General features: G+C 36.0%; 2 protein-coding genes. One reads left to right on the top strand and one right to left on the bottom strand.

What is annotated here, in order from left to right; all coding sequences use genetic code 11:
• Window positions 1–726 precede the first annotated feature (726 nt).
• Window positions 727–1,332: an SH3 domain-containing protein gene (locus BGC07_RS05230; protein WP_077216771.1), complete on the top strand. Its 606-nt coding sequence runs from the start codon at window positions 727–729 to the stop codon at window positions 1,330–1,332.
• Between the two features lie 182 nt (window positions 1,333–1,514).
• On the opposite strand, the gene BGC07_RS05225 is transcribed toward BGC07_RS05230, so the two are convergent.
• Window positions 1,515–2,339 (bottom strand): helix-turn-helix domain-containing protein, encoded by an 825-nt coding sequence (locus BGC07_RS05225; protein ID WP_069312242.1) that lies wholly within the window; start codon window positions 2,337–2,339, stop codon window positions 1,515–1,517.
• Window positions 2,340–2,587: the final 248 nt, after the last annotated feature.

Genomic DNA, 2,587 nt, shown 5'->3' with positions numbered 1-2,587 from the left:
GGGCGATTGTTGGATTGTCAAGCTCTATAGCATTATTAGCACTGATTTTTAAATATCATTTTTGGTTGACACAAATAAAAAAGAAACTTGGCATGACAGTAAAAGAGTGGTTTTTTCAGTTTTTTAAAAAATAAGTGATCTATTTTATATTTAGAGCTTTATAACCTATAAAGAATGAGGTAAAAAATGTCTGGTGACGGTACTGCATTCGCATACAATGCAGTCATTGAGAAAATTTTATTAAAAGCAATTCAATTAGGGCTTCAATCTTAACGATCTCAAGAAACAGATGGACGTGGAATTGTAGGCTTTTGTATACTTGAAGACATCCTCTAGATATTGACAGGGTTCGGTTCAATCAGTTAGTTAGTAATCTATGTGCTGCCTTGTTTGTAAGGTGTTGGTTTGAATGTCAGCCTGTGGGGCCAATTTGTAATGGCTAGAAAAAGAATTATACACTCTTCTAGTCTAACTGATCTTAGCCATTTCAAAATTCTATGATTTTTTAATAGCCTGATATGAAAACTCCAGCCCCTACTTTTGTGATGTTGCTTAAGCTTATGTGAGACAGGAGCTTTTTGAGCTCGCTAACACGTCCATTAGGCTATTTTTTTATAATGATTTGTTCGATAAAATATTTACAATTTCTTTGCCTTTTAACTCTGGCAAGGTTATTTTTATCGCAGTAATATAAGGTTGAATAGATCAAGTTCAATGGAGTTTATAATGCGTTCTTTAAAAGCAACACTGCTATCTATTGGGGTTTTGACTGCGGCTTCAGCGACTGCTTGGGCAGCTTCGGATAATTACCAATTACATGTACGTCCAGACCCATCTTCTAAAGTGATCGAGTCGGTAAACAAAAATCAGCCACTTATTTCAATTTATCAGCAGCAAAATGGTTGGACGAAGGTGGGTGATCCACGCAATGGAGTGACTGGGTGGATTCAGCCTATTCAGCCGCAACAGCCAGATCACAATAAGAGCCAGACAACTAAAACAATTAAGACAGCCAATGGAACAAAAACGATTACCAAAGGTGTTGTACGTACTCCGCAAGGGCCAATGGAGTACCAAATCGTTCAATTTACAAGTAATGGTAAAAATAGCAATAATGACCGTGATCAAAAGCTATTAAAATCACTGCAAGGTGAGCAGGTACAAATGAATAAAGCCTTTGCTGAGTCTTGGCAAGATTTTAACAAGATGCAGGCACAAATGACAAAAATTATGCGAGAGCAGCATAAGGCAATGGAGAAAATGTTCCAGCAGTTTAATGACCAAACTGCTCCGAGCAAAAATATAAATGGGGCATCAGAGAGAACAGTTTAAATCGTTTAACTAAAGCTACTTTGTCGACGTTCATTGTGATTGCTTTTGGTTGAGTAGCTTTATTTTTATTATTTATAAATAGTTACTCTTGCAGTTGTTCTCTTCCCTCTAGGAATTGTGATGATTTGCTCGCATTAAGCTTAGTTTGAAATATAGTTTATATTTATGTGAGATACGTTTTATTAGTTATAAAAGCTAAGTAAATTGTAAAGTAATCCTGATTTTTTTAGTTGCTGAACCATGAGAATAAACTGGCTGCGGCTATAACAGTTGAACTTTTCTTTTAGGCGCTCGGCATAGTGCTCAATAGTCCGTTGAGATTTATGTAAGCAGATAGAAATTTGCTTGGCTGTTTTCTGCTCGCTGACAAGGTTGAGGTATTCTAATTCTGGCTTCGTTAAATTGTATAAGTCAATATTTTTGGGTAGTACGTTTATTGATTGTAAAAAGATTATTTTATCGTTGATCGCTCTATTGGTTAATATTTTACTATCGTTACTTTGAAAATAGCTAATGAGTGAATCATTCATTTTGTTAGTTATGTCTTGTGCTTCTTTTTTGAAATAGTTGGCAAATTCTGATAAGAGGAACATCTCGTTAAGGTACATACTATAAACAGCATAGTTTTTTCTTGGTGCTGCGAAACTGAAAATCTCTGTTTTACCGTGATCGGCTTTTTTAATGATCGACACCCCATGGTCGATATCAAAGCAGGAACGTTCGATTTGAGTTTGCTTAAAGCTTGCTTTCAAGGATGACCAGAGACAGTGACCTTGTAAGTTAAGAACTTGGGGTTGTAGTAATGGGTCATCGCCGGCATATTCCTCACTGGCGCAGTACTCGGCAAACTCAGGGCGATTACAGACAATACACATTTTTCCTTCTGCATTGACGATATGATAAGCGAATAGGCTAAGGCCGAGTTGTTTTAATGGAGAGCAAACAGAGTTTATTTTTGTTGTTAGGTTGACACTAATATCTTGGGTAATTTGCTTAAGCTCGCTCATGGGGCATTCCCTGTTTGTGATCTCTATGACTTTTGTAAAATTTTAGTATGCAACGCCTGTTTAGCCGAATCAAGTTGCAGTGCAAAGTGATCGATATTTTACATACTTATATTAATATAATGTTAACTGCATTAATATTCAGTACGGGTTACGATTATTTCTTACTCAGTGATATTTTTGAAGTTTTTACTATCAGAGATGCGATAATATTGATATAAATTGATGAAAACAGTAAAAGGGGAGTTCCC

Source organism: Piscirickettsia litoralis (assembly GCF_001720395.1).
Taxonomy (GTDB): Bacteria; Pseudomonadota; Gammaproteobacteria; order Piscirickettsiales; family Piscirickettsiaceae; genus Piscirickettsia; species Piscirickettsia litoralis.
The sequence above is the reverse complement of the archived record's forward strand: the minus strand, read 5'-3'. Positions and strand labels throughout refer to the sequence as shown.

What these genes read in the sequence shown, in the direction of transcription:
- BGC07_RS05230 (WP_077216771.1), top strand. Translation starts at nt 727, where the DNA reads ATGCGTTCTTTAAAAGCAACACTGCTATCTATTGGGGTTTTGACTGCG.
- BGC07_RS05225 (WP_069312242.1), bottom strand. Translation starts at nt 2,339, where the DNA reads ATGAGCGAGCTTAAGCAAATTACCCAAGATATTAGTGTCAACCTAACA.